Origin of the sequence: Streptomyces sp. NPDC057950 (genome assembly GCF_042887295.1) — a bacterium.
Classification (GTDB): Bacteria; Actinomycetota; Actinomycetes; order Streptomycetales; family Streptomycetaceae; genus Streptomyces; species Streptomyces kaempferi.
On sequence record NZ_JBHVPP010000017.1, the window covers coordinates 206,763 to 226,591 of the forward strand.

16 protein-coding genes and 3 pseudogenes are annotated in these 19,829 nt (G+C 67.8%); 10 read left to right on the top strand and 9 right to left on the bottom strand.

What is annotated here, in order from left to right:
- Window positions 1-94 precede the first annotated feature (94 nt).
- Complete coding sequence (locus tag ACFVTC_RS27205) at window positions 95-1,732, bottom strand: class I adenylate-forming enzyme family protein (RefSeq protein ID WP_390131147.1); 1,638 nt, start codon at window positions 1,730-1,732, stop codon at window positions 95-97.
- 3 nt (window positions 1,733-1,735) lie between these two features.
- Window positions 1,736-2,416, bottom strand: coding sequence for a cupin domain-containing protein (locus tag ACFVTC_RS27210; RefSeq protein WP_390131148.1), 681 nt, complete (start codon window positions 2,414-2,416; stop codon window positions 1,736-1,738).
- Window positions 2,417-2,804: 388 nt separating this feature from the next.
- On the opposite strand from ACFVTC_RS27210, the gene ACFVTC_RS27215 reads away from it, so the two are divergent.
- From ACFVTC_RS27215 to ACFVTC_RS27230, 4 genes are read left to right on the top strand one after another with little or no spacing between them, the layout of a single operon-like run.
- Window positions 2,805-3,644: a TauD/TfdA family dioxygenase gene (locus ACFVTC_RS27215; protein WP_390131149.1), complete on the top strand. Its 840-nt coding sequence runs from the start codon at window positions 2,805-2,807 to the stop codon at window positions 3,642-3,644.
- A 23-nt stretch (window positions 3,645-3,667) separates the two neighbouring features.
- Window positions 3,668-5,236: a pyridoxal phosphate-dependent aminotransferase gene (locus ACFVTC_RS27220; protein WP_390131150.1), complete on the top strand. Its 1,569-nt coding sequence runs from the start codon at window positions 3,668-3,670 to the stop codon at window positions 5,234-5,236.
- An 18-nt stretch (window positions 5,237-5,254) separates the two neighbouring features.
- A complete protein-coding gene (locus ACFVTC_RS27225; RefSeq protein WP_390131151.1) occupies window positions 5,255-6,064 on the top strand; it encodes a BtpA/SgcQ family protein in 810 nt (269 codons plus the stop codon).
- 48 nt (window positions 6,065-6,112) lie between these two features.
- Window positions 6,113-7,213 carry an SIS domain-containing protein gene (locus tag ACFVTC_RS27230; RefSeq protein ID WP_390131152.1) on the top strand — a complete coding sequence of 367 codons (1,101 nt, stop codon included), beginning with the start codon at window positions 6,113-6,115 and terminating at the stop codon, window positions 7,211-7,213.
- Window positions 7,214-7,364: 151 nt separating this feature from the next.
- On the opposite strand, the gene ACFVTC_RS27235 is transcribed toward ACFVTC_RS27230, so the two are convergent.
- A complete protein-coding gene (locus ACFVTC_RS27235; protein WP_390131153.1) occupies window positions 7,365-7,775 on the bottom strand; it encodes a hypothetical protein in 411 nt (136 codons plus the stop codon).
- 500 nt (window positions 7,776-8,275) lie between these two features.
- On the opposite strand from ACFVTC_RS27235, the gene ACFVTC_RS27240 reads away from it, so the two are divergent.
- On the top strand, window positions 8,276-8,992 hold the full coding sequence (locus ACFVTC_RS27240; RefSeq protein WP_390131154.1) for a histone-like nucleoid-structuring protein Lsr2: 717 nt from the start codon (window positions 8,276-8,278) through the stop codon (window positions 8,990-8,992).
- Between the two features lie 43 nt (window positions 8,993-9,035).
- Here ACFVTC_RS27240 and ACFVTC_RS27245 read toward each other — a convergent pair.
- The 4 genes and pseudogenes from ACFVTC_RS27245 to ACFVTC_RS27260 all read right to left on the bottom strand — a co-directional run.
- Window positions 9,036-9,902, bottom strand: a pseudogene (locus tag ACFVTC_RS27245) (IS5 family transposase); the annotation flags it as partial.
- Between the two features lie 54 nt (window positions 9,903-9,956).
- On the bottom strand, window positions 9,957-10,238 hold the full coding sequence (locus ACFVTC_RS27250; protein ID WP_390131155.1) for a hypothetical protein: 282 nt from the start codon (window positions 10,236-10,238) through the stop codon (window positions 9,957-9,959).
- Window positions 10,239-10,333: 95 nt separating this feature from the next.
- Window positions 10,334-11,812, bottom strand: a complete 1,479-nt coding sequence (locus ACFVTC_RS27255) for a BTAD domain-containing putative transcriptional regulator (RefSeq protein WP_390131156.1) — start codon at window positions 11,810-11,812, stop codon at window positions 10,334-10,336.
- A gap of 1,385 nt (window positions 11,813-13,197) precedes the next feature.
- Window positions 13,198-14,109, bottom strand: a complete 912-nt coding sequence (locus tag ACFVTC_RS27260; RefSeq protein ID WP_390131157.1) for an SDR family oxidoreductase — start codon at window positions 14,107-14,109, stop codon at window positions 13,198-13,200.
- An 858-nt stretch (window positions 14,110-14,967) separates the two neighbouring features.
- Between ACFVTC_RS27260 and ACFVTC_RS27265 the strand changes: the two genes are divergently transcribed.
- From ACFVTC_RS27265 to ACFVTC_RS27275, 3 genes are all read left to right on the top strand, one after another.
- Window positions 14,968-15,366, top strand: a complete 399-nt coding sequence (locus tag ACFVTC_RS27265; protein ID WP_390131158.1) for a hypothetical protein — start codon at window positions 14,968-14,970, stop codon at window positions 15,364-15,366.
- Window positions 15,367-16,120: 754 nt separating this feature from the next.
- On the top strand, window positions 16,121-16,585 hold the full coding sequence (locus tag ACFVTC_RS27270; protein WP_390131176.1) for a DUF6281 family protein: 465 nt from the start codon (window positions 16,121-16,123) through the stop codon (window positions 16,583-16,585).
- A complete protein-coding gene (locus ACFVTC_RS27275; RefSeq protein ID WP_390131159.1) occupies window positions 16,582-17,085 on the top strand; it encodes an AAA family ATPase in 504 nt (167 codons plus the stop codon). The genes ACFVTC_RS27270 and ACFVTC_RS27275 overlap by 4 nt, the downstream gene beginning before the upstream one ends.
- A 77-nt stretch (window positions 17,086-17,162) precedes the next feature.
- On the opposite strand, the pseudogene ACFVTC_RS27280 reads toward ACFVTC_RS27275, so the two are convergent.
- Together ACFVTC_RS27280 and ACFVTC_RS27285 are read right to left on the bottom strand one after the other, a co-directional pair.
- Window positions 17,163-17,317: pseudogene (locus ACFVTC_RS27280) on the bottom strand (IS630 family transposase); the annotation flags it as partial.
- A 116-nt stretch (window positions 17,318-17,433) separates the two neighbouring features.
- Window positions 17,434-17,511, bottom strand: a pseudogene (locus ACFVTC_RS27285) (hypothetical protein); the annotation flags it as partial.
- Window positions 17,512-17,871: 360 nt separating this feature from the next.
- On the opposite strand from ACFVTC_RS27285, the gene ACFVTC_RS27290 reads away from it, so the two are divergent.
- On the top strand, window positions 17,872-18,225 hold the full coding sequence (locus ACFVTC_RS27290; protein WP_390131160.1) for a PadR family transcriptional regulator: 354 nt from the start codon (window positions 17,872-17,874) through the stop codon (window positions 18,223-18,225).
- Window positions 18,226-18,270: 45 nt separating this feature from the next.
- Window positions 18,271-18,834: an HAAS signaling domain-containing protein gene (locus ACFVTC_RS27295; RefSeq protein ID WP_390131161.1), complete on the top strand. Its 564-nt coding sequence runs from the start codon at window positions 18,271-18,273 to the stop codon at window positions 18,832-18,834.
- The last annotated feature ends 995 nt before the right edge of the window (window positions 18,835-19,829 follow it).

Genomic DNA, 19,829 nt, shown 5'->3' on the forward strand with positions numbered 1-19,829 from the left:
GGGGACTCCTGTCCTGGAGCGCGGTGGGTGTTGACGTACGCCGGCCCCAATGTCGCGTCTGCTTCTCATGACGGCGGGGGCTGCCCGATGGCCGTCACGGGTGTGTGTCGGGTCCGGAGCTGGACAGCTGCCGGGTGAGCTCCGGCCGCAAGATCTTGCCGGTGCGGGTCCTGGGGATCGCTTCGAGTTTCGCCACCCGGCTGGGGTGCACCGCGGGAGAGAACACGGCCGAGAGCGCCGGGCGGAGGTCGACGTCCGACACGCCGGGCGCCAGCACCACCGCGGCCACGACCTCCTCGCCGAGGAAGCGGTGCGGCAGGGCGACCGTCGCCGCGTCCACCACGTGGGGAACGGACCGCAGGACGCGGTCCATCTCCTCGAGAGAGACCGATTCTCCGCGCACCTTGGCGATGTTCTTCCGTCTGCCGGTGATGACGAAGAAGGTCCGGCCGGTCCCCGTGTCCACGTGGTGACGGCCGAGGTCGCCGGTGTGGAACCAGCCGCCGGCGAACGCCTGCGAGGTCGCCTCCGGGTTGTCGACGTACCGCGTCATGACATTGAGTCCGCGCACGCAGATCTCGCCGGTCTCCCCGGGCGCGACGCGATCCCCGCTGTCGGCCAGCACGGCGACGTCGTTGCCGTGGAAGGGGATACCGATCGACGGGATGTCGGTGTCCAGCAGCATCCGGCGGTAGGTGTCCTCATCCAGGTCCGCCGGCATGGTCGTGGAGAAGTTGGTCGTCTCGGTGAGCCCGTAGCCCTGCAGGACGCGCGCTCCCACTTGGTCCGCCATCGCTCGTGCGGTCGCTGTGGTCAACGGTGCGGCCGCGGTGACGAAGTAGTCGAAGGAGGACGGCAGGACGGGCCGCCGGACGGCAAGGATCGTTTCGAGGATGCTCGGGACCACACTCGCTATGCGAGGCTTGAACCGCTCGATGAGTCCGGGATAACCGAACGGATCGAACTCACGGGCCAGTACCAGATGCGCTCCGGCTGTCAGTGCGCCGAAAACGGTGAAGTGCAGTCCGTTGACATGGTGGACCGGCAGGCAGCCCAGCAACCGGTCACCGGGCAGCAAGGTGTGGTGGCGGACCAGAGCGTCCGCGTTCGCGGCCGCGTTGTAGTGCGACTGGGCGACCAGCTTGGAGGCCGCGGTCGAACCCGAGGTGCCGAAGTACAGGGCATCCGACCACGGATCGAGTGGGATGTCGGTCGTGTGTTCCGCTGTCGTGTCAGTGTGCGGACGAGGGGTCGCCGGTAGTTCGGTGGCCTCCGGGAGAACGGTGTCCGGGACGGAAGGGGACCGGAGGACCGCCTTCGCCGTGAGGCGGCCGGTCTGCTGTCGCAGGCGGTCCGGCGGGTCACCGGGGTTGAGCAACAGCACCGCGCAGCCGGAGCGCTGGAGGGCGAAGAGGGCCGCGAGCGAGATGGCGTCGTTGGCCGGCAGCAGCCCTGCCACGTCGCCGGCGACGACACCCACCTCCTGGGCGAGCCATCTGCCGACCTGCCGGCTGAGCAGGTCGAACTCGCCGTAGGAGAGGGTGTGTTCCTCACCCTTCTCGGAGAAGGTGGTGAGGAAGGGCTTGTCGCCCCGGGTGCGGGCGCGCGCGGAGAGCCGCCCGGGCATGGTCGCCCCGGCCTGCCCGGAGGGGCCGAAGGGGATGCCGCCGTAGGTGTGGACGCGCTCGAAGTCCTCCTGCCGGACGCCTTCGGGTGCCGTTGCGACACTCATCGGTCAGCCGAACCGGTGCGGGGAATGCGTGCAGCCCAGGGACTCCAGTTCCTCGCCGCCCTCGGCCGCGACGTCGCAGATCAGGCAGTGGATGGAACCGAACGGGTTGAGCAGGGCGGCGTAGGCGGTCAGCGACTGCCGGTCCTCGCTGTCCAGAGCCCGGTGCGGTGTACCGATCGAAAGGATCGTGTGGTCGGTGATCGCTCCGACCGCGTGGACGACGGACCCGTCGACCATGTACGCCCGCCCCGGACCGGTCGGCACGATCTGGCCGTTGACCGAGATGGTGCCCTCGCCCGCCAGGACGAACAGCAGGTGATCCCCGGGGTGGGTGTGCGGGGCAAATCCCTCACCGGCGGGGACGTGCAGGATGTCCGCTCCCAGGTGCCCGTTGGACAGCAGTGAACGTCCGGTGGCGGCGCTTGTCTTGGCCACCTTCGTCGGGCCCGGAACCGACTCGATGCCGAGGCTCTGCACCTTTCCCTCGGCTCCCAGGTCGTCTGCCCAGTCGCAGATCAGCAGCGGGGTGGTGCCCGTGTCCGGATTCTGGCCCGTCTCGCTGTCGAGGACCGCGGTGATCCGCTCGGCCTTGCGCTGCCGGCTCGCCGGATCCGGATCCTGCAGTGCCGCTTCCAGTCGCTCCAGCAGCGTTGTCGCTAGGGTTTTTTCTACTGTATTTCTCACGTCAGCCCTTTCCAGCATGCCGGAATTTCTGATACAGGTTCGTCGGCAAAGGGAAAGCGGGGCCGTCAACAGCCCCTGCTCCTCGGGAAGGCAAGGTTCGCTCTTGCTGCTGCCACGATAGGACGAGTGCGTGGTACCGGTGCAAGGGGCGGGGAATTCTTCCTTCCACTGTCAGGTCGTTGGCCGCCCACGGCTGCTCGGCTCATTACCCGCCGGTTACCGGAGAATGAGGCTGGGGGATTGTCTGGGCTACGGCTCCGCATACCTTGAATAAGTCGACGGCGTTGTGTGAGCCCCATGGCGTGGTGGCCCGGGCAACCGCCGTGCGCCGGAGTGCCGTTCACCGGTCAAGGAATTCGGAGCGCAGCACATGATGCATGGAATATTTGTGAGCGGGACCACAGATGCGCATATCGCTCCGAGGGCGAACCTCCTCGAGCTCGGTTCCGAGCTCGCACCTCCGCCGCTGCCCGTCCCGGATGTTTCCGCGGAGGGTTTCCGGGGCCGAGCGCTCGACGACTTCCTGGGCAGGCTGGGAAAGGACGGCCTGGCCGGGGTCCGGCTGGATCGTCCGCTCTCGGACGACCGCTTCCGCGCGTTCGGAGAGGTCTTGGGCACCCCGCTGCCGGAGAGCGATCCCACGGTGCTCCCCAGGGTCTCACTGGACGTCGTGCTCAACCTTGTCGAGGAAGGGCCGCGGACCGAGAACGTCTCTCTGCAGCCGTTCGCCGCCAACCCCCTGTCCCTGCACACGGAGGGCAGCGGCCGCCCGGCGGCGGAGCAGCCTCGCTACATCGTGCTGATGTGCTGCGAACCGGGGGACGTCACGCGCGCGGCCCAGACCGTTCTGAGTCCCATGGACGCGATCGGCGGTCGCCTCACACCCGGTGAACGGGAAACCCTGTCCCGGACGAGGTACCGGCGCAATGTCCAGGGGCCCCCGATCCTCAGGGACGACGACGGCCGCCGGGTCTTCTCCTTCCGGGACTTTCTCGCGGAGCCGCTGGAGTGGACGTACAGCGGCTCCGCCACCACGCCCGACACGGTCAACAGCGCGCTGCGCGGACTGCTGACGGCCATGTACGCACCAGGCCGCCACACCGGTGTGCGATGGACGCGCGGTCTGCTCCTGGCCATCGACAACACCTATTACTTCCACGGCAGGAGAGCCGGCACATCCTCTGTTCCCGCCCGGCGCCGGCACCTCAAGCGCCTCCGCATCAAGTAGCGCCCGTGTCCCTAGGAGAAGGCATGCAGCTTTTCGCCGCTGTCCCCAGACCCCGGCTCAGCGTCGTCCCCGAGGAGGCCCGTCACGCCGCCGCCCTCTCACACACCGCGGGTGGCATTCCTCGCACGTTCGATCCCGGCGTGGACGACCGGGTGCTCGACGTGTTCTCGCGGGCCCGTGATCCCCGTGATCCCTTGGAGCTGCGGGACCTGTGGCTGGGGCGGATCGAGCACGAGCTGGGGCACCGTTCGCACCGGCCCTGGCTCGCGGAGGGGTGGCGGGCCGCACGACAGCACCGGGTGGTCGACCCCGCCGAGGTCCTCTCCTCCCGTGCCACGGTGCGTTTCGTCAAGGAGATGTTCAACTGGTACTTCCGCGACGACCTGTACGGCGACCTCCACTCGGACGGCCATCTCATCCTGTCCAGCGGATCGGTCGACGAAGAGCGCTGGGGGCTGCCCTCCGCGTTGAAACACGCCATCCAGTTCGCCCTGGACCGTGACTGGTACGGGTACTCCGACTCGCGAGGGCGGATCCCGGCCCGCGAGGCGATAGCCGCCTACGAGACCGCCCGTATCACCGGGGCCCGCTACACCGTCGACAACGTCGCGATGACCATGGGCGGCACATTCGCCATCAGCTCACTGGCGGACTTCATCCTGCACAACGCCCCGGATCTCGGGGAGCCCGTGCTCTGTGGCACCCCCAACTACCCGCCGCTGGTGGAGTCCATCGCACGGCGGCGAGGGGTACGGCTCGTACCGCTTCCCTGCGAGGACGGCCAGATGTCACTCGGGCCGCTCATCGCGGCACTGACTCCCAACACTCCCATGGTCATGCTCCAGACCGCCGCGAACCCCACCGGGGCCGTTGTTCCGGAGCAGGAACTGACGCAGCTGATCCGCGCCGCGGCACCCACGACAATGATCATTCTGGACGAATGTCACGAGTGGCTCGGCCAGTCCGAGTCACGATCGGCCGCGCGGGCCGCCCCGAACGTCATCCGCGTGTCGAGTCTGTCCAAGACCTGGTCCGCACCCGGACTGAAAATCGGCTGGTTCCTCGCGGACCAGGACTTCGTCTCCGAGTACTACGAGTACGCGTCGACGGCCTTCGGCGGCCCGCCGTCCTTCTTCTACACCCTGGTCGAGGTCGTGGCACGGATGGAACGCTGGCTGCTCGAAGGGGTGGGCACGCCAGGAGCCGGCCAGGCCGCCGAGTTCGAAAAGGCCTACCAGGTGGACCTGGACCAACTACAGGGCGCGTATCAGACGTACCGCAGCGAACGGCTGTTCAGGCAGGAATCCCTGACCACCCTGCGCGAGGCGACCACCACCCGCCTCCGCGATGCCTCAGGGGCGGTGATCGTGCCACGCTGCTCCATCAACACGACCGTCGAGTTCCCCGGTTGGACGGACTCCTACCTGTGCTTCCGCGACATCCTGCGCGAGACAGGCGTCTCGGTGTTCCCCACCATCCTGACGTTCGGCCTGTCCGGCGGAGCGGTCCGCGTCACCACCGCGCGCCCCTGGGACCAGCTGTCTGACGCGATCACCCGCATCGGCTCCTATCTCGCGGTGCCTGTGGGATGACCAAGGAAGGAAGCAGACATGACGGAACTGTTCCACGCCAATGGTCGCAAGACCATCCTGGGGATGGTCCACCTCAAACCCCTGCCCGGTACCCCGTACCACTCCGAGGGCAGCCTCGGGAAGATCCTCGATGACGCCGTCCGCTCGGCAGTCGCTCTGCGGGACGGAGGCGCGGACGGCTGCCTGATCCAGACGGTGGACCGGGTCTACAGCACCGAGGACGAGTCCGACCCGGCCCGCACCGCCGCCATGGCCCTTGTCGTACGGGCGGTTGTCGAGGCCACTGACGGGAACGGCTTCCAGGTCGGCGTCCAGCTGATGCGCAATGCCGTGAAGGCGTCCCTGGCGGTGGCCAAGGTGACCAAAGCCGGCTTCGTACGTGTCGGCACCCTCGTGGGGGCCACACTCACCGCGCAGGGCCTCGTACAGGCCAACCCGCTGGACGTCATGGAGTACCGCCAGAAGATCGGCGCACAGGATGTGCGGATCATCGCTGACGCGGACTCCATGCACTTCAACTGGCTGGGCGGCGGCAGGACCACCGGCCGAGTGGCCAAGGACGCCCAGCAGGCGGGCGCCGACGCGATCTGCGTCTCCCATGCCGAGGAGCAGCGGATGCTCGACATGGTCGCCTCGGCACGCCAGTCCGCTCCGGCCATGCCCGTCCTGCTCGCCGGCAACACCACGCACGACAACGCGGCGCGGCTGCTGGCCGTCGCGGACGGAGCGTTCGTGGGCACCTGTCTGGAACAGGACGGCTGGGGAGGGCCCATCGACATCGACCGGGTGAAGGCATACATGGAGATCGTCCGAGGCTTGGAGCAGTGAGAACCATGACCGTGCCCGCATCGGAGGACAGGAGAGGGGGACACACTCGTGGAGGCGCTTGAACCCGAGGTGATGGTGCGGCAGGTCGAGAGCCTCGCCCTCGATCTGAGGGAGCTGGTCGGCCCGGTGAGCCGGGAAAGAGACGCCTTGTTCGCCTCGACGGACTGGGCGTCCGTGGGATCCGTCCACCTCGTCGGTGACGGCGACTCGTACTACGCCGCTCACGCCGCCGAACTGGCGTTCCGCTCGCTCGCGCGGACCAGGTGCACCGCGACGGCGGCACTGGGATTCCTGGAGTACGAGGCACCGTGGCTGCATCTGCACGGCCCCGGCAAGCCCCTGGTCGTCGGCATCTCGTCGTCGGGCTCAACACCGCGCGTCGTCCAGGCAGTCGCCCGTGCTCGCCGCCATGGCGCGCTGACCCTCGCGCTGACCGGCGTACCTGGCAGCCCGTTGACACAGACGGCGGACCACACGCTCTCGCTGTGTCTGTCACGGCCCGAGCGATCCCCCGGGATCCGTACGTATCAGGCCAGTCTGCTGGGCCTGCTGCTCCTGGCGATACGACTCGGACAGGCCCGGGGGCATCACTCCGCCGGGGAGACACAGGACTTGGAGCGGGAACTGACCTCGTTGCACGAGGGCGTGGCCGCCACCGTCGACTTGTTGGGGGACCGGTGCCGGGAGGTTGCGGCCCTGGTCAGTGATGCGCCCGTAGCGGTTATGGCGGGCAGTGGGCCCGGGTTCGGCACCGCGTTGTTCTCTGCCGCCAAACTCATCGAGGGGGCGGGTGTCTTCGCCCGCGGCCAGGACCTGGAGGAGTGGCACCACGTGGAACGGTTCGCCAGTCCCCACGACATGCCCGTGTTCGTCATCGCCCCACCGGGCCGCTCCTACTGGCGAGCGGTGGAGATCGCGGCGAAGGCCGAGGAACTCGGCAGGCGGGTCGTCGCCGTGACGCACCGGGACGACGCGGCGGTGGCCCGCCACGCCGGTGCCGTACTGCCCGTAGCGGTGCGCTCCCGCGAGGAATTCTCACCCATGCTGTACCACGTCTTCGCCGGGTTGCTCGCCTGCCGTACGGCACAGCGCCTGGGGCGCACGCCGTTCCGCACCGGGCCGGCCGTCGACGAGGCCGCTCGAACCTGACCGGAGCCCGCTCTGTAACGGACCGTCATACTCGTTTGCCCAGCACGGGTTTCGGCACACACGAGACGGCCCACGCCTCGGTCGAGGTGTGGGCATGTGCGACGAGAGAGTGGTGTGCGGACCGACCGTCCTGGAACCGCAGGCGTGATGCCTATGGGGCGAAGCCGGTCTCCCGGTCTGCGGCGGCGATCTGGCCGTGGAAGCGTTTGTGGACCCAGTGACGCTCGCCGAGCAGGTTCACCCGCCCCCATCGGCCGGAGACCGGACCAAGCCGGGTATGGCGTGGCATCGTGGCCGCCAGGCGGCGTGGACTGGCGCCGCCGGACAGCTTGCCGCTGTCCAACACGTAGATGGCGTCCTGGGTGACCGCCAAGCACCGGTATTTGTTCCAGAACATCGTCAGGCCGGTCAGATAGGTGATGACGAAGAACCAGAAGTTCGGCGCACTCTGGCAGATGAACACCTGCCGGATCTCGCTACCGGCGGGCAGGAACGGTGCTGAGCGCCGCACCAGGTCGTGCCGCGGCCCGGGGTCGCTCCGGCCGGTCTCGTCGGCGGTCATACCGTCCTGCCTTCCCTCTCGCGCGTATCCGCATTCACGAGGCTGTCACGTCGCCGGGACGTGCCGTCGGGTTGACCAGGGTGGCAGTGTGGTGAGGGTCCGCGTAGGCGGCACCAACAGGGTGCCGATGAGCCGGCGGATGTCGTGGACGGCCAGGTCGAACGCGGTGCGGCTGTGGGCGGCCCCGGGACGGGTCTACGGCGCGGGCGAGGAAGACCGGTGCGGGCATGGCGAGGCGTCGGGCGGGTCGGGAGCGTTTTAGAAGTTGATGGCGTGCTCCGGGGGCCAGGTGTGCGCCGTAGATGGTCTGGAGAAACGCGTTCCGCGTCAGTCACTGTCAGTGGTCCCGCATACGGTTCTCCAATGGGTCATCAGCGGTCGTCGCCCCGCCAAGAGGACAACTTCACAGTCCGGGAGACCGGGCAACGCTCCCTGCGAGCCAGCGATATCGGTGGGCGCGTTCCACGGATGTGCGCATGCTGCCTGGGTGGAGATCACACGTGAGCGAAACTCCGATGCACGAGGCAGGAGACGTACGAGAGGCGTGGGGCCGGGTAACCGCGTGGCTCGAACGGAACGATCCTGAAGCTCTCGCTGCGCTCGGCGGCCCGGGGAGCCGTGGGGCCATTGGCGAAGCCGAACTGCACATGGGTCTGAAGCTGCCAGGGGAGATGTTGCAGTGGCTGCTGGCGAACGACATCGATGCCGGCAGGCAACCCGATGGCCGATCGTGTCTGGTGGCGTTGGGGTGCGAGGTAGCAGCCCTCCCCGGCGGCCATCTCCTTCTTGGCCTGACGGATATTCAGCGGGTCTACCTCAGCCAGATGGGCTTGGAGGAGATGCAGCCGTCCGCAGACCTCGACTATCCGTTCTGGCGTCGTGAGTGGGTGCCAATCGCCGCGGAGCGCGACGGTCTATACGGGACGTTTCTGGACACGCTCAACGGAAACATCGGAACGTGGGCTGAAGCATACGGTCCGGAGGAGGGTGTGTACGCCTCGTTGTTCGCTTTCTTCCAAGAGGCAGCGGACCGGCTGGAAGGGGTCTCCTCGGGAGACTGGAGAGGCCCCGGCAAGTCTCCTAGACCCCGTGAACTCGATCCCCCTCCGGAAGACGAGCCGATACGCCTCTGGGCACGCACCAACGGCTATCTGGTAAATGATCGTGGACGTATCCCTGCGGCCATCCGCGAGGCTTACGAGGCATCACAGAGGTGAGCACCTGAGCCGACTGTCCCTTCAGCAACCATCGGCTGCTGAACAGCCATTCGTTGATTGCAGCAACGAGGACGGTGGCCTCGAAACGGACCGCAAGTTTGTCGAAGCGGCAGGCCACCGCCCGGTTCCGCTTCAAGCGGTTGATTTCGCACTCAACCGCGTGCCGGGCCTTGTAGTCCTCACGGTCGAAGGCTGGAGGCCGGCCGTCGGCCTTCCCGCGGCGCTTGCGGTGGCCCGCCTGGTCGGCGGGTTCAGGAATCGTGCACCGGATCCCGCGCTTTCTCAGGTAGGCCCGGTTGGCTCTGGACGAATACGCTTTGTCGCCCCGCGCTCGCAGAGGGCGGACACGTGGACGGCCCGCCCCGATACGGGGCACTCGGATGCTGTCCAGGACGGCGGCGAACTGGGGACTGTCGCCGCGCTGACCTGCTGTGACCAGTAGAGACAGTGGACGCTGGCCTTGCTCGCAGACCAGGTGAATCTTGGTGGTGAAGCTGCCGCGCGAGCGCCCCAGGCCGTGATCGTCGGGCTCAGGGCGGGCGCCGCCCGGCGGTTCCTTCTGGACCTGACCGTCACGGCGGGCGCCTGCAGCGTGTTGATGGGCCCGGCAGATCGTGGAGTCGACGTTGACCTCCCACGTGATCAGCCCGGCCGCATCCGCCCGGGCTTGCAGCCCGGTCAGCAGGACGAACCAGGTGCCGTCCCGCTGCCAGCGGCGAAAGAGACCGTAGACCGTCTGCCACGGACCGTACTCCGTCGGCAGGTCCCGCCCCGGAACACCGGTCCGCACCCGCCACCGGATCCCGTCGATCAGCCTCCGCCGGCCCAACGGCGGCCGCTCCAACATCACAACCGGCAACAACGGCTCCAGCACCAACCGCTGCTCGTCGGAAAGATCCCCTCGCCCTATACCTAGATCATTACGAAGCGAGACGAGGGGATCGAGCCACTTTCAAAACACGGCCTAGTGGCCGACCTGGATGATCCCGGCGTAGACGCGCAGGTCAGCGTGCCTGGTCGGCACCTTCCACCGACGCAAGGCGTCCATCGCACCGGATGGCCAGGCAGCCTCTTCGCCGATCCACTGAGCCCAGTCGTCGGCTTCGCCGCGTAGACCTGCCAGGTAGGCGCGGTCTTCGTGGGGGTCGTAGCCGTTCGGTAGACGGTTGTCGTCCGGCCCGATCGCGATGGCGATCAGCAGACCGGCGAACCGATGCCCGTTGACCCATCTCAGATCGCGTGCCATCCGCACGAGGAACGAGGGCTGGAGTACTGGGGCGGGTCGGCGGCCGGTCTGATCGCGTCCGGTGTCAGAAGCGGGTCACGCGTGGTGCATACGCGTCACCCCACCTCGTGGAGCCCGTCGTTGACGCGCGTCTCACCGCGGGCCGAGAGCGGTTCGAGTACCTTCCAGCCGCTGTCGGGCTCGTGGGCCACGGCATACTCGGACCGAGTGGCCTGGTGCGTCGCCTTGCAGACCCGGATTTCACCTGGGGACGTGAATCTCAGAAGCTGCGTGCACCGGTCCATCACGCCGCCGATGACGGTCATCCCCAGTTCGTCCTCGCCTCCGGTTCCGTACTGCACGACGGCCTCTCCGGTGGCCACCGCTATTCTGGAACTTACGGTGTATCTGTGACCGGCCACACCTGACAGAGTCCCAGCGCCAAAATGCCGGTGAATCGCCGCCGCCGCACGCATCGCACGTTTCGCGTGGTCCCTGGGCAGATCGGTCCCGCGGAAGAAGCTGAAGGAGATCTCTCCCATTCCCATGCGGATGGTCCCGTTGTTCTTCTCGAATTCACGGTGAACGCCCACGGACGCGTTGTGCACTATCTCGACGGTCTCCTCGGGTGTCGGCTCACCGTCCCAGGAGTTGACCTGGATCTTGACCATGACGACGCTGATCGACTCCGGCTCGCGATCTGCCGCGAGCAGAGGCAGCGGAATAACTCCGCTGTGGCGCTGCTGCCGGGGAGTGGCGGGGGTGCCGCCCGCGGAAGGGTGCAGGAGCACGTCGCGGGACGGCGCGTGTTGGGTCGAGGGAGTGGTGGGCGGCAGTGAGAGTGACGGATCCTGAGTGATGATGGCGGTCTGGAGGGCCTTGAGGTCGTGGCCCGGTTCCAGGCCGAATTCGTCGTCGAGCAGGGACCGGATGCGCTGGTACAGCGCGAGCGCGTCGAGTTGCCGGCCGCATCGGTAGAGGCCGACCATGAGCTGTCCCGACAGCCTCTCCCGCGAGGGGTGGCTCATGTGCAGGTTCTCCATTTCCTCGAGAACCGCCCGGTGGCGCCCCAGCGCCAGTTCCGTCTCGAAACAGTCCTCGCGGACGTTCAGCACGAAGTTCTCAAGGGCTTCGATCTCGGGCCAGACGACGCCCTCCTCCGCCAACTCCGAAAGAATCGGTCCTCTCTGCAGGCCGAGTGCGGCTCGCAGTGCTTTTCGCGCCGGCTCGTGGGCGCCTTCAGCGAGTGATGCCCGGCCGGCCGCGGCCAGTTGCTGGAACCGTGAAAGGTCGACGTCCTTGGCGGAGACTCGCAGAAGATAGCCCGGCGGATGGGTCAGCAGGATCGGCGCATCGGCCTGCGCCTGTCCTTCATTCATGATTCGGCGTAAATCGGATACGGCATTCTGGAGCATCTTGCGTGCCGTCGCGGGGGTACCCGAGGGCCACAGGGCATTCAGCAGATGGCTCGTCGGAACCACCCGGTTGGAGTGCAGGAGCAGAAGGCTCAGCAGGCCACGCTTGACGAAGCCACCCAACGGCACTTGTTCGTCCGCGCGGGTCACATTCAGTCCCCCCAGGATCTCGAATTTCATAGCACCTGCACCTCCTGTGAATACCGTGGTCGTTGCCTGTCCGGAGTGTTCGCGGGAGCCGTCTCTCATGAGCGGCGGCGGTCGGCTGCGGCCGGGGTCGTGGATGCCGGGCGGCCGGTGATCTGAGGACCGGTGGGTCCTTCACGGCGTCTCCGCGCCGGGTCCTGTCCGCCGAATCCGGCGCGGGAAGCGGAAGCCGTCGTTGTGCTTGGCGGCGTGCTGCCGAGGTGCAGGACCTCCCGGTCGGCCGCCTCGGTCCCCTTGGCTGCCTCGGCGGTGGAACCGGACGTCGTCAGCGGCAGCCTGGTGTCCTGGCGCAGGACCGGCACGCCCCGCGCGTGGCCGGGCGATGCGTCTGCTGGTCCTCGACGACAGTCAGTACGGCCTGCCGGTCGCTGCGTTCTGTCAGCTCGGCCGGAAGATCCCGGCCGAAGTCCGGCTAGGCCGGCAGAAGCAGAAGCAGAAGCAGAAGCAGAAGCAGAAGCAGCAGCGGCCGTCCGGCCTGCATGCAGGCAGGACGGCAGGTGTCGGGACACCGGGTGGCCCGTTCCGCCCCGAACCGGCCCGCCGCCCCGAACGGTTCGGTATAGGTGACCCCGATGGGGGAGTGAGAGGCGGGGAGTTGGTTCGGCGGCGAGGTTGTGCCGGGCTTCGGGGACCCCAGGGGCGCTGTGCTCAAGCCGTACCGGCTCCATCGTGGCCGCCTCTCTGCGCGTTGCATCGTCTCTCGGGACACGCGACACTGCCGGGCTCGTGTGTCACATCACCCGGAGGCGCTGCCTCCGGACAAAGGGAATTCTGGCCTCCACGACCGCCGACTGGATACCTCGGCAGGCAGGTGGTAGGGGAAACAATGGAACGTTCCAATAATGCCGGGTGGGGCTCAACAAGCCTGTTCTCCTACTGGCCGATCATGTGGTAAGGCCAGGCGACGGGGCATGCGAGGGCCGCAGCCGGATGCGCGGTCAGTGTGGCTAGTAACTCCCCCTCGGGCAGGGGTATTTGGGGTGGTTCGAACCAGCATGCCTACGTGGCGTCGTTCGACCTCGGCGGCGGGTTGGCCTTGGACCGGCGGAGGCTGTGCGCGTTCGGGACCGTCTTGCACGTCGCAGACGAGCCGGGCCAGGCGCGGGGTCCTCGGCAGGTGGCGCTGGGCCGAGCGGTGTTCAGCCATGTCGGCCGCGGCCCATCCGACCGCTCTACCGTTCGACGTCGGACAGACACCCACACATCCGGGGGAGACACCATGGTCAACCGATGTCGTACGGCCATGCGCTCCTCGTGCGCTCGAAGCCCTCCCGAACGTCTTCGACGTCGACCCTCACGGGACCTGTTTGCTCCCGTTGCGGTCTCTGCCCGTGCGGCCTCCGCCCGTGCGGGACTTTTCAGGCTTGTGGTGGGGATACGGGTGGTGCTGGTGGCTCCGGTCGGTGGGCCTCCCAGTCCGCGCGGCCGCCTGCGCCCAGGACGCCTGTGATGCGGAGCAGTTCCGCGGCGGGAAGCTCGGCGAGAGAGTTGCGCGCGATGCGGGAGACGAGCAAGGGCAGCAGAGGGCGCAGGGGTTGGACGAGACGCAGCCATGGTGGTGCGTAGATGCTGGTGGCGCGGTGTTCGATGCCGCGGGTCAGCCAGGCGGCGACCTGCCCGGGGGTGTGGACCCGGCGGATGGGCGCGGGTTGGTGGGAGCGCAGGGCGCGTAGTACGAGGTGGTCGTCGCGGGCGTTGATCATGTCGGTGCCGGTCCAGTGCAGGTAGGCGATGCCGACGCTGACGCCCTCGGGGCGCAGTTCTGTGCGCAGGGCCTGGGCGAAGGATTCCGCTCCCGCTTTGGAGGCGCAGTAGGCGCTCATGAGGGGGGCCGAGCCGAAGGCGGCTGTGGAAGCGATCTGCAGGAAGTAGCCGCGTGTGCTGAGGAGCTGAGGGAGGAAGACGCGGGCCGTGTTCGCGCTGCCGATGAGGTTGACGTCGATGACCCGGTTGAACAGCGCTGCCTCGCTGGCGGCGAACGGGCCCGCGGCGGCAATCCCGGCGTTCGCCACGACCACCGAGGCGGGCCCCAGCCGCGCCTGGACATCGCGCGCCGCGCCCTGCATGGCGGCCTCGTCGGTGACGTCCACCTCGAAACAGCACGTGTCGGTGGGCAGGCTGTCCGCTACGCGCCGCAGCGACTCCAACTCTCTCCCCAGCAGGGCCACCCGCATCCCGCGTCGCGCGAGGTTGCGGGATGTCGCCTCTCCCACCCCGCGTGCCGCGCCGGTGACCACCGCAACCCGCCCACACAGCTGGCCGGACATCATGCTGCCTCCTGACGGACGGCGGCCCCCCATGCGGTCAGTCGATCACACCTCTACTTCTTTTACTTGCCAGGATCACCCCATCGCGTGAGATACCCGATGGATGTACCCGGCCTGGCCCATCGGCTGAGGACGGCGACGACGGCACCGCGCGGTCCTCAAGAACAGGCTGCCCGGCCACGCCGAGGGCTCGCCTTGCACGGCGGAGGCGATCGCGCGGGCCACGTCGTCAGGGGGATGGTGTCCGGGGGCGGCGGCATGGCGCGCCCGTCTCGGACTGGTCCGGCGCCCGGAAGGACAGGACCCGGGTCGTACTGCGCCGCGAGCGTGGGCGAGCTGCCGGGCGAGGTCGGCGACGGCTCGCCGTGACCACGAAAGGCTTCCCCAGGTCGGCGAGACCGTCACCACCCGGGCGTCCATCCCCCCATGACCCGGCGCCTCACCCGAAAGTCGGCACGTCGACCGCGTCGTTCGCCGACCACGACGCTGGTTCCGAGCGCTGTGACCATCGATTCCCAGGTCAGCGGGAACAGATCACGGTGACCCGGGTGAACGATGCGTGAAAGGAGCCTTCAGTGAGGCCGGCGTTGAACGAGCAGTACACGGCACCTACAGAGTTTGCGGGAGGGAGTTCGCTCGGCAACGAGGACAGGAAGAGGGATTCGTGTGAATCGACGCCTCTGATCGACGGAGGACGGCTCTACGGCGGCCTGGGTCGCGTCCGGGCGATCTCTCTTATGCGAATGATCGCCTGGATATCTCTGCTCGGAATGTCGCTCAGAGCTCGGCGTCAGGCCGCGGCGCTGTCAGTCCCCACCGCTATCGTTCGACCGTTCGTGATCTTCAGGGAGGAGTGGCTCGATGGGGGCCAGTGGATGGAACTACGTCACCGGGTACCGCGGTGACGTCGAGGCCGCCTTGGCGACATTGCAGGCCAGGGTGTTCCAGGAGGAGTACGGCGATGATGCCCGATACCGAAGTCTGGAGGACCTGTACGCGGACGAGGAGTTCATGGGGACCGAGGGCACCCATACGATCCTCGACATCGACAGGGTTGTTGACACGGATGGCCCGCCGACGCGCTCCGGTATCGCTGACTACGGCACCCTGCGTCCCTTGGCCCTCAACCGCGTGATGCACCACTTCGGCACAGACCACCCGTCAGTCGAGCGGTACGAGGAACTCGTCGCTGCTGCCAATGAGGCTTCGAGCCATGAGGAGTACGAGCAAAGCCTGCTCGGCGAGTGTCGGATGGGGTAGACCGGTCACTACGTCGTCCTCTACTCGGGCGGCAGGCCGACTCACCTGGGAATCTTCGGTTTCTCGGGAGACTAGGACCGATCCGGCGGAGCATGCGACTGCTCGGTGCTGCTGATCGTCCTTTGGATCAGGACCCGCACCCCGTAGGGGCGTGGCCAAGGCGGCGACTCCTGATCCTCGAGCAAGCCGGACCATCCCCGCAGCTTGTCGAACTCGATCGCCCAGCCGTGGCCGTAGCCGTAGCTGTAGTCGAAGCCGCCGTCCTGGGCTGCACCGGTTCGACCCGCCCGCGCCAGCCGCGCCCGGGTTTCTCCCGAGTCATTGGTTCCACATCTCGCCGTCACGGTACGGGGCCAGCACGATGACGTCCGTGGCTCTGCTCATGGCGAGGTGGGATCACGCGTCGCGCCCGCCCGGCGAACCGGGATTACCAGCGCAGGCCACCCGAGCAGTTCATCGCATTCGCCACTTGTGTGCGTAGGCGTGGAGTGGGTGCCGTCTGGTCGGTGGTCTTGGCGGACATCCCGAGTCACCGGAAGCGGAACGAACCAGTTCGCCCCGAGCTCCGTCATGTTCGTGAATTGATCGGGAGACGCGCCCGGGGTCTGAACACCCCATGGGTTACGCGGCACTCGGTGAGACGGAGCGCGCACGCTCCAGAAGGAGCCCACTGATGCGAATCAGGATTTCACGCCGACGTGACGCCGACATGTCGACGCGGTCGCGGCGACTGTCGCTGTACGCGGGCATGGTCATGGTGGTGGTCGCGCTGACGACCGCCTGTTCACCGCAGGGTGGTGGTGGGGAGGCCGAAGGGGCATGCGCGATCGAGGCCATGTACGGGGACCGCACCTATACGCAAGTGGCCAACGTCGACTTCACCGTAGGCAGAGCACTCGGCCTCGCCGAGTTCCCGCCCTGCGATGACACACCAGGCCACAACGACGATGCCGGAGCGCCCGAACCGACCACGGCCTATGCAGTCGACGGCTTGGATCCACGTATTGCCATCGCGATGCGGTACACCTCGGACGAGGTCATGCTCCTCGCCGTCCAACCCCGTGGCAGCCTGCCTCCAGAGGTCAAGGCCCTGACACGAGGCCAGTGCTCCGACCGCATAGGTTCGCCGGGTCGGTCGGCCGCGGCGGGGTCCTCTCCCGACGGGCGCCCCTGTCGCCCACGGAGCGGAAGTGCTCGCGCGTCTAACCTGGCTCCGTGACGCAGCAATTGAGCACGGTGGTGCTGATGTGTGGTCTTCCGGGAGCGGGCAAGACCACCTACGCGATGGAGCTGGTGCGGCGCGGCTACGTGCGACTCTCGATCGACGAGGTGGTCTGGCGGCGACTCGGGCAGCGCGACCCCGGCCTGGTGCTGGAGGCGGAGGTGTTCGACCAGCTCAAGGAGGAGGTCCGCCGCGAGCAGCGGCAGGAACTGGTCGAGCTGATGCTGGCCGGGCGCGATGTGGTGGTGGACTACAGCTTCTGGAGTCGTGCTGCCCGCGATGATTACAAGGCACTGATCGAGAACCACGGTTGCCGTTGGGAGCTGGTCCACCTCAGGGCCGATCGGACGACGCTGGAGCGTCGCCTCGAAGTACGGAACGGCGAGGAAGGTGCTAACTCCGTCACCGTGGACAAGACGCTGTTCAACCGTTATCTGGCCAACTTCGAGGAGCCGAACGGCGAGGGTGAGCAGGTCGTCATGCAGTCCTGGACTTGAGGATCTGAAGCCGTTCGGTGGGGCGAGGACGTCCGCCCCACCGGACGCCATTCTCGCTGCGAATGCGGGTGTGCTCGTGAATGGCAGCCCTGGAAGTAACGCACCGCGTGAGTGTGGTGGTAGGTCGCGGGGTGACGCTCCGGTGGACCGCCAGGGCCCAGCACGACCCGGCGGTGGGGCGGATCCCGACCGGTCCGAACTCGTCGAACGTGAGCACCCGATCCGGTAAGCGGGTTCCGGTGGATCACGTCGCGGACGGTGTCCTCGTCGGCCCGCACCAGCTTCGCGATCACCGGCACCCGGTTCCCGGTTCCCGCCGGTCAAGGCCGGCCCGGCAGCCTGTTGGGCCTACTCGAACCAGTACGTGACGCCCCGGTGGTGGGAGCAGGTGCCCTGCGAGGGCTGTGAGTAGGACAGGGAGGCGTCCGACCGGAAGGCGTCCTTGCGTTGCGCGGCCTCGGTCTAGTTCTGAGGCCTTTGGTGGTGGTGTGGGTCCAGCCGCACAGGCCGGTCGGGTGGTGACCACAGTGGTGGGCCGTGTTGGTGGACGGCAGCGGGGTCGCTGCCGAGGCGGTCGGTGCGCTCAAGGCTCCGCTACGTGTGCTTCGTCGATCGCTTCCACGCATCACCCGACGCGCAGCCTGGGGCCGGCGGGTGCTCTCCCGCACAGCCCGGTTCACCCGACCGGCTCACGCCGAGCCTTGGCCGGAAGCGAACGTCGTCGACGCTCTGGGCGGCCACGGACCGGCCTGGACGTAGGCGGCCATGCCGTCTACCATGCATCGCATGGTACCTGATGAGGCAAGCAAGAGTGATTCAGGGAAGGCGGAGACTCAGCTTCGCAAAGGGGTGCTGGAGTACTGCGTCCTGGGACTTCTGCGCGGCCGCGCCCGCTACGGCGTCGAACTGCTGGAGGTGCTGGGCACGGTGAACGTGATGACCACCAGTCAGGGAACGATCTATCCCCTGCTGGCCCGATTGCGCCGCGACGGCCTGGTGGACACCACCTGGCAGGAGTCCCCGAGCGGGCCGCCGCGCCGCTACTACGTGCTGACCCATCAGGGGGAGGCGGCACTGAAGGAGTTCACCGACGTCTGGCCGTACTTTCGCGACGCCGTGGACCGCTTCATCAGCGATTGAACGACCAGCCTCCCCAACTTCCCTTCACTCAACCGGAGGTTCACAATGAAGACCATCGAGCACCCGCTTACCGCGACCTACCTCGAAGCTGTGGCGCGCGAGGCCGCAGCCCTCTCGCCGGAGCGCCGCGACGAACTGCTTGCCGATCTCACCGAGCACCTCGCGGTGGCGTTCGCCGAGCAGCCGCCCCGAGACGAGGCGGACGTCAAGGCCGTCCTGGACCGCCTCGGCGATCCCCGCGTCATCGTGGCCACCGCCCGCGAAGGCGAGACCGCAGCCCCACCGGTCAGCACGTGGCACAGCCTCGCCCCCCTGATCCTGATGCCGGCGGCCGGACTCCTCGGAGGCATCAGCATCGTCCTGGGCGGCATCGCCTTGATCGCCGGCGTCGCGCTGCTGTGGACGGCAACGTACTGGCGTCGACGCGACAAGATCATCGGCACTGCGGCCGCGCTCCCGGTCCTCGTAGCGCTGGTCGGCATAGCGTTCGCGTCAGCCGCAACGAGCCTGTTCGATCCTGAGCTGCTCGTCTTGGTCGCCCCCGGTGTGCTGATCCCGGCGGCCGCATCGGTATACCTCTTCAAGGCGCGGCGCCGCATGCCGTCATGACGGCATGCATCTGTTCTGGAGGCACCACCAGCCGGGAGCATCCGCGCCCCTGCCATGGCTTCAGGGAGCGTGGTTGTGGAGGGGACAGTGCCCCCGGGCCTCACCTTTTGCCCATGATGACGGGGTTCGAATGGAGCCTCATAAAGCCTTTCGCCACGTAGGCGACGGCCCTTCACGACCATGCACGTCCAGAGCCCCGGCCAGGATCCGCACCTGGCCGGGGCTGCTTGCGTATCGGTCACACGGATTCCGTGGTGTGCGCGACGTCGGCGCTGACTTCCACGACGAGGTCGGGTTCAACCAGGGGACGTCCAGGGCTTCCCGGCTGCTCCATCCTGCGGAGAACGACCAGCCTGTCCACGGGTGCCCGGCCCGGGCCACAGTGAGGGAGCCGGCGCCCGCGGCGCCCGCGGCCCGGGGGAGAGAGGTGGTGCGGTCGATGTGCCGCGGGCGCTCCCGATCGTCGTACCTGCCGAGCAGCAGCGTGCGGGGAGCGGCCGGGGTGCCGGTGGTGGCGCCGGCGATTGCTTCGGTCGTCTCGCGGACCTTGTACTTCAACCAGTGCCGAACCGCGGGCTAGTAGGGATCCTCCAGTCGATTGCAGACGACGTCCTCCCCGCCCATCGCCGTTCAGGTCGGGCATTCGCGGACGGCGTCGGGATCGGTTGGCGACGGGGACAGCGTCCATGGCGCGGTCAGCCGTCGGGCGATGAACATCGACTCCGGTGAGGCCCGGCGTCGCTTGTAGGGCCGGGCGTCGTGTCCGTCCCCGACAACTGCGGCACGTCCAAGGTGACGAAGTGCGCCGGCCACTCCGCAACGGTCCGGGCGGTCGCGGCACCCCGGCGCTGAAGACGGCCGTGCAGCCGTTCGAACGTGAGCCGGTCCTGCTCCCACACGGCGGGTCGCCACCGGCGGCGACAGAAAGGTCAGGTTGTGGGACCCGGCCATGGCAGGGGGGTATGGCCAACCGGCAGTCGGCGAGGGCACGCGTG

Coding starts and splice junctions, on each gene's coding strand:
- ACFVTC_RS27265 (WP_390131158.1), top strand. CDS start 14,968: ATGGGGGCCAGTGGATGGAACTACGTCACCGGGTACCGCGGTGACGTC.
- ACFVTC_RS27290 (WP_390131160.1), top strand. CDS start 17,872: ATGGTACCTGATGAGGCAAGCAAGAGTGATTCAGGGAAGGCGGAGACT.
- ACFVTC_RS27235 (WP_390131153.1), bottom strand. CDS start 7,775: ATGACCGCCGACGAGACCGGCCGGAGCGACCCCGGGCCGCGGCACGAC.
- ACFVTC_RS27255 (WP_390131156.1), bottom strand. CDS start 11,812: ATGAAATTCGAGATCCTGGGGGGACTGAATGTGACCCGCGCGGACGAA.
- ACFVTC_RS27250 (WP_390131155.1), bottom strand. CDS start 10,238: ATGGCACGCGATCTGAGATGGGTCAACGGGCATCGGTTCGCCGGTCTG.
- ACFVTC_RS27225 (WP_390131151.1), top strand. CDS start 5,255: ATGACGGAACTGTTCCACGCCAATGGTCGCAAGACCATCCTGGGGATG.
- ACFVTC_RS27220 (WP_390131150.1), top strand. CDS start 3,668: ATGCAGCTTTTCGCCGCTGTCCCCAGACCCCGGCTCAGCGTCGTCCCC.
- ACFVTC_RS27270 (WP_390131176.1), top strand. CDS start 16,121: ATGGTGGTGGTCGCGCTGACGACCGCCTGTTCACCGCAGGGTGGTGGT.
- ACFVTC_RS27205 (WP_390131147.1), bottom strand. CDS start 1,732: ATGAGTGTCGCAACGGCACCCGAAGGCGTCCGGCAGGAGGACTTCGAG.
- ACFVTC_RS27260 (WP_390131157.1), bottom strand. CDS start 14,109: ATGATGTCCGGCCAGCTGTGTGGGCGGGTTGCGGTGGTCACCGGCGCG.
- ACFVTC_RS27295 (WP_390131161.1), top strand. CDS start 18,271: ATGAAGACCATCGAGCACCCGCTTACCGCGACCTACCTCGAAGCTGTG.